Origin of the sequence: Hypericibacter sp., assembly GCF_050729195.1 — a bacterium.
In the GTDB taxonomy this organism is placed as follows: domain Bacteria; phylum Pseudomonadota; class Alphaproteobacteria; order Dongiales; family Dongiaceae; genus Hypericibacter.
The window spans coordinates 1-5,834 of the sequence record NZ_JBOHKS010000017.1 but is presented as its reverse complement, the minus strand read 5'-3'; the positions used below and the strand labels follow the sequence as shown (position 1 = coordinate 5,834).

Annotated in this window: 6 protein-coding genes; all 6 read right to left on the bottom strand. The window is 65.6% G+C overall.

Going from position 1 to position 5,834, the window contains the following annotated elements; all coding sequences use genetic code 11:
• On the bottom strand, nt 1-534 hold a 534-nt coding region (locus tag ACREE8_RS00955), incomplete at its 3' end, for an EF-hand domain-containing protein (RefSeq protein WP_431571100.1).
• 84 nt (nt 535-618) lie between these two features.
• The gene (nhaA, locus tag ACREE8_RS00950; RefSeq protein WP_431571099.1) at nt 619-1,827 is read right to left on the bottom strand and encodes a Na+/H+ antiporter NhaA; all 1,209 of its coding nucleotides are present in this window, start codon (nt 1,825-1,827) and stop codon (nt 619-621) included.
• 8 nt (nt 1,828-1,835) lie between these two features.
• The gene (locus ACREE8_RS00945; protein ID WP_431571098.1) at nt 1,836-2,540 is read right to left on the bottom strand and encodes a DUF502 domain-containing protein; all 705 of its coding nucleotides are present in this window, start codon (nt 2,538-2,540) and stop codon (nt 1,836-1,838) included.
• Nucleotides 2,541-2,666: 126 nt separating this feature from the next.
• On the bottom strand, nt 2,667-3,560 hold the full coding sequence (gene mmsB / locus ACREE8_RS00940; RefSeq protein WP_431571097.1) for a 3-hydroxyisobutyrate dehydrogenase: 894 nt from the start codon (nt 3,558-3,560) through the stop codon (nt 2,667-2,669).
• Nucleotides 3,561-3,581: 21 nt separating this feature from the next.
• Nucleotides 3,582-4,613, bottom strand: a complete 1,032-nt coding sequence (locus ACREE8_RS00935) for an enoyl-CoA hydratase/isomerase family protein (RefSeq protein WP_431571096.1) — start codon at nt 4,611-4,613, stop codon at nt 3,582-3,584.
• A gap of 2 nt (nt 4,614-4,615) precedes the next feature.
• Nucleotides 4,616-5,767, bottom strand: a complete 1,152-nt coding sequence (locus tag ACREE8_RS00930) for an acyl-CoA dehydrogenase family protein (protein ID WP_431571095.1) — start codon at nt 5,765-5,767, stop codon at nt 4,616-4,618.
• Between the last annotated feature and the right edge of the window lie 67 nt (nt 5,768-5,834).

Below are 5,834 nucleotides of genomic sequence, written 5' to 3'. Positions count from 1 at the left end.
CTCGAACACCGTCGAGCCGTAGTTATAATTGTACAGATCGTCGTAGGCGCCACGGCCATCGTTGTTCTTGTCGGCCTTCTTGAACTGGCTGTTGATCTGCTTGATCAACTGGTCGCGCTGGACCTCGGTGGCGCCTGGCGAACCGCCGAGGTCCTGGACCAGCCCCTTGTTGAACTCGGCGGCGCTGACGGTGCCATCCTTGTCGGTGTCATAGGTGGCAAAGGGGGGGATGACCTCGTCGCTGGTGACGGTCCCGTCATGGTTCCGATCGAGTGTCTGGCGCGCAGCCTCGATCTCCGCGGCATCCAGCTTGCCGTCATGGTTGGTATCGAGCGTGTCGAACTGATGCAGGCCGGCCTGCAGCCATTCCTCCTGGGTCACGACATTGTCGTGATCGAGGTCGGCCTGGGTGAAGCTCGGGTAGGAGGGCGGCTGTGCGATGCTCGGTGTGCCGCAGCCTGAAAGCAGCAACAGCGCCATAAAACCCATGAACGCGGTCGCGCCCCTGCCGCCGCGTCGAACTTGCCTGGTCATTGCGATCTGTTCCCCTCTGCCCTGGCTTTCAGAATAGGGCAGCGGGCCCAAGACCGGCAATCCGGCTTTTCCCGGATCGATCGCTCAGGCGCCCGCGCCACCAGCGACCGCCCGTCCCGTCACCGCCCGCAGCCAGAAATAGCCGGTCACCGCGGAAACCAGCGACCCGGCGAACACGCCGAGCCGGATGGCCGTCGCATGCGCCAGATCGTCGAAGGCAAGCGAACCGATGAAGAGGCTCATGGTGAAGCCGATCCCGGCCAGCAACGACACCCCATAGAACGAGGCCCAGCTCAGCCCTTCGGGCTTGCGGCAGAGGCCGATTTTGACCGCGAGCCAGCCGATCCCGAAGACGCCAATCTGCTTGCCGACGAAGAGCCCAAGCGCGATCCCGACCGACAAGGGTGCCGTGAGATCGTCCGCCGTGACACCGGCAAAGGAGACGCCGGCATTGGCGAAGGCGAAGCTCGGCATGATGGCGAAGCTGACCCAGGGCAGCAGCATATGCTCGAGCCGCTCCAGCGGCGATTCCGTCTCGCCTCCTCCCGGCACTGCGCGGACCGGAATGAACATGGCGACCGCCACGCCGGCCAATGTCGCATGCACACCCGATTTGAGCACGCAGACCCAGATGAAGACGCCGATCAGGAGATAGGGCGCCAGGCGCCGCACACCGAACAGATTCAAACCCAGCAATCCCAGGAGACCCAGCCCGGCGAGCCCGAGCGAGACGAAGGAGAGATCGGCCGTATAGAAGACCGCGATGATGATGATGGCGCCTAGATCGTCGATGATCGCCAGCGCCAGCAGGAACACCTTGAGCGCTCCCGGCACCCGTGAGCCCAGCAGCGAGAGCACGCCCATCGCGAAGGCGATGTCGGTCGCAGTCGGAATGGCCCAGCCCCGGAGGGCCAGGGTGTCGTGGGCGTTCAGGAAATAATAGATGAGCGCCGGCACGATCATGCCGCCCAACGCGCAATAGCCGGGCAGCGAGGCCTTGTTCCAGGAGGACAGCTCACCGACCACGAGCTCGCGCTTGATCTCCAGCCCCATCAGCAGAAAGAAGACCGCCATCAGCCCGTCATTGACCCAGAGCAGCAGCGGCTTGGCGAGGATGAGCGCGCCGAATTGCAATGAGACCGGCAGGTTCAGCAAGGCGTCGTAGAACCTGTCCAGCGGCGAGTTGGCGATGATCATCGCCAGCACCGCGGTCGCCACCAGGATGATGCCGCTGGCCGCCTCGAGCTTCAGGAAATCCCGGATCATGCTGACCGGGGAAGACGGACTTGCCATGGCGGACCTTACCGATGTTCAGGGGTGGGCGGCGCATCCGCCGCGTTGGGTAGCCGCCCGCGCCGATGATAATGCACGCGGTCCGGCGAGGTCGTGCCGCCGGTGACGATGAAGGCCATCGCCTGATCGACGGTCCAGTCGGTGAAGACGATGTCCTTGACCGGGACGAGCTCGACATAGCCCGAGGTCGGGTTGGGCGATGTCGGCACATAAACCGCGGCCAGCTCCTCGCCGCTGTCGGCATCGAGGATGATTTTGGTGACGAGCCCGACCGCCTTCATGTCCGAGGACGGAAAGTCGATCAGCACGACCTGCTGGCCCTTCGCGCCGGTCTGGTCGATCACGGTCAGCAATCGCTTGATGCTGCGATAGATCGTCTCGACGAAGGGAATGCGGCCGATCAGATACTCGAAAAAGTGAATGATGCGCCGACCGAACACCTTGGTCGCGGCCCATCCCAGCAGATAGAGAAACAGCAGAACGATCACGATCGCCGCGATCGACTGGACGGTCGGGTCCAGAAGCCAGCGCGACAGGAACGGATAGCGCTGGCTGATGCCGAGCGCCAGCGCGTTGGCCCAAGGTCGCCCCACTCGCGACAGATTTTCGAACAGAAACTCGAGGATGATCCAGGTGACCGTCAGAGGGGCGGCGGTCAGGAGACCGACGATCAGATAGCGCCCCGTCGACCGGATCGGTTTCTTCGGCGTCATCGGTCCGAATCTTTTCCTTCAGAGGCGCGCCCCGGCTCTGGGAACGAACGGCGCCCGAGTCGGGAGTCTAGACCCCGCCGCCGGGCGGGAAAACCCTCGATCGGATGCGGTGGCGCTGTGCCCAGTTCAGCGCGGCTTGGCCCGAATCATCTTGATGATGCCGGAGAAGTCGGTGCCGCCCTCGCCCGCTTTCGCGAAGGCCTCGTAAAGCAGCGTGGCCTGATAGCCCAGCGCGGTGTCGACGCCCGCCTGCATGGCCGCCTCCTGCGAGAGCGACAGGTCCTTCAGCATCAGTTCGGCGGCAAAACCCGGCTTGTAGTCGCGATTGGCCGGCGAGGCGGGCACGGGACCGGGGACCGGACAGTAACTGGTGAGCGACCAGCATTGGCCCGAGGATTTGGAGGAGACGTCGAAGAGCTTCTGCGCATCGAGCCCGAGCTTCTCCGCCAGCACGAAGGCTTCGCCCACGGCGATCATCGAGATGCCGAGGATCATGTTGTTGCAGATTTTGGCCGCCTGTCCGGTGCCGGCGGCGCCCGTATGGACGACGGTCCGGCCCATCTTCTCGAGGATGGGCCGGGCGCGCTCGAAGCCCTCGGCCGGCCCGCCGACCATGAAGGTCAGCGTCCCCGCCTCGGCGCCGCCGGTTCCGCCCGAGACCGGCGCGTCCAGCATCGTCTTGCCATTGTTCTGCGCCGACCGCGCCACGTCGCGCGCTGTCTTCACGTCGATGGTGGAGCAGTCGATCAGCAAGGTGCCGGGTTTCGTGGCCGCGATGATGCCTTCATCGCCCAGATAGACGCTCGCCACATGCTTGCCGGCCGGGAGCATGGTGATGACGATATCGCCCTTGGCGGCTGCATCGACGGCCGAGCCCGCGGCCTCGGCGCCGGCCGCCACGATCGCTTCCAGCGAAGACGCGACGACATCGAAGGCATGAAGCTTGAAGCCTGCCTTCAGCAGGTTCCGGGCCATGGGGCCGCCCATATTGCCGGTGCCGATGAAACCGATACTGGTCATGGGGGCCTCCCTTGTTCGTCGTCAGTTGAGATCGAGCGGTGGGCCCGCCGCCGGCTCGAAATAACGGGCCAGGGTCTCGTCGTCCACCGCGTCCAGCCGCGCGGGATTCCAGCGCGGCTTGTTGTCCTTCTCGACGATCAGCGCGCGGATGCCCTCGGCGAAATCGGAATGCTCGTCCATGCGGCTGACGATGTTCCATTCCATGCGCACGCCATCCTCGAAGCTCTTGCGGCGGCCCTCGCGCATCAGGCGGAAGGTGAGAGCGAGCGCGGTCGGCGACCGGTTCGCCAGGGTGGCGAGCGTCGTCTTTGCAAACTCGCTGGCGTCCTCCTCGAGACTTCTCATCACGTCGCGGAGCGTCGGTTGCCCGAAATGGCGGTCGATCTCGGCCCGCTGGGCGAGGATCGGCGCCGGCCCGGGCACCTGCCGGTAACGGTCGAGCACCGCATCGATGCCGTCCTTTCCGCTCGCCAGCGCCTCCTCGGCGCGGTCGAGATCGGCGCGCCGGAGATGATGCGTCCCAAAGCCGACCGCCATCGCATCAGCCGTTCCCAGCCGCGTGCCGGTCAGGCCGAGAAAAAGCCCGATCTCGCCCGGCATGCGCGGCAGCACATAGGAAGCGCCGACATCGGGCACCAGCCCGATCGCCGTTTCCGGCATGGCGAAGACCACATGCTCGGTGACGATCCGGTGGCTGCCATGGACGGAGACCCCGACGCCGCCGCCCATGACGATGCCGTCGACGAACGCGATATAGGGCTTCGGAAAATGCCGGATCAGGGCATTGAGGCGATATTCGTCGCGCCAGTATTGGTGCATGAAGGCAGCGCCCTTCTCCGGGAACTGGCGGACGTCGCCGCCGGCGCAGAAGGCCCGCTCCCCTGCCTGGCGGATGATGACCGCATCGACACCGCTATCGCGCGACCACTCGCGCAAGGCCGCTTCGATCGCCAGCGACATCCCGTGGGTGAGCGCGTTCAGCGCCTTCAGCCGGTCGAGGAGGATCTCTCCCAGCCGGCCCTTCCGGGTCAGGACGACGTCGTTCTGCTGCATCGTCAGGCCAGGGCCAACCCCTGCATCAGGCGCCGCGCGATGATGACGCGCATGATCTCGTTGGTGCCTTCGAGGATCTGATGGACGCGCACATCGCGCAGGAAGCGCTCGATCGGATAATCCTTGAGATAGCCATAGCCGCCATGGAGCTGCAGCGCCTCGTTGCAGATGGCAAAACCGGCGTCGGTGGCGAAGCGCTTGGCCATGGCGCTGTAGATGGTGGCCTCGGGATCCTTCGCGTCGAGCCGGGCGGCGGCGCTGCGGATCATGAGCCGCGCCGCCTCGAGCTCGGTCGCCATGTCGGCAAGCTTGAACTGGATCGACTGGAACTCGTTCAGGGCATGGCCGAACTGCTTGCGGCTGGCGACATGGTCCCGAGCCAGCTCCAGGCAGGTCCTGGCCGCGCCCAGCGAGCAGGCGCCGATATTGATGCGCCCGCCATCGAGCCCGCCCATGGCGATGGAGAAGCCCTGCCCCTCCTCGCCCAGCCGGTTGGCGACCGGCACGCGGGCATTCTCGAAGATGAGCATGGCGGTCGGCTGCGAGTTCCAGCCCAGCTTGCGCTCCTGCTTGCCGAAGGAAAGGCCGGGCGTGCCCTTCTCGATCACCAGGCAGGAGATGCCCTTGGGCCCGTCCACGCCGGTGCGCACCATGCAAACATAGAGATCGGAACGGTCGGCGCCCGAGATGAAGGCCTTGCTGCCGTTCAGCAGATAGTGATCGCCCTCGCGCACGGCCTTGGTCTTGAGCGCCGCCGCATCCGAGCCCGAGCCCGGCTCCGTCAGGCAGTAGCTGGCGATCTTCGCCATGCGGGTCATGTCGGGCAGATATCGCCGGCGCTGCTCCGGCGAGCCGAAACGGTCGACCATCCAGCTCGCCATGTTGTGGATCGAGAGGAAGGCCGCCGTCGAGACGCAGGCCGCCGACAGCTCCTCGAAGACGAGGGCCGCGGCCAGGCGGTTGAGGCCGGAGCCCCCGAACTCCTCGCCCACATAGATCGCGGCCAGGCCCAGGGCCGCCGCTTCCCGGAGCTCGTCGACGGGAAAGATCTTCTGCTCGTCCCAGCGCGCGGCATGGGGCGCCAAGCGGGTTCGCGCGAAGTTCCGCGCAGTCTCCTGGACGGCCTTGAGATCCTCGGTCAGCGCGATGTCCATGAATGCCTCTTCCGGGGCCGGCGCGACCGGCCCGATATTGCGATCGCGAAGAGATGATATCCTGCCG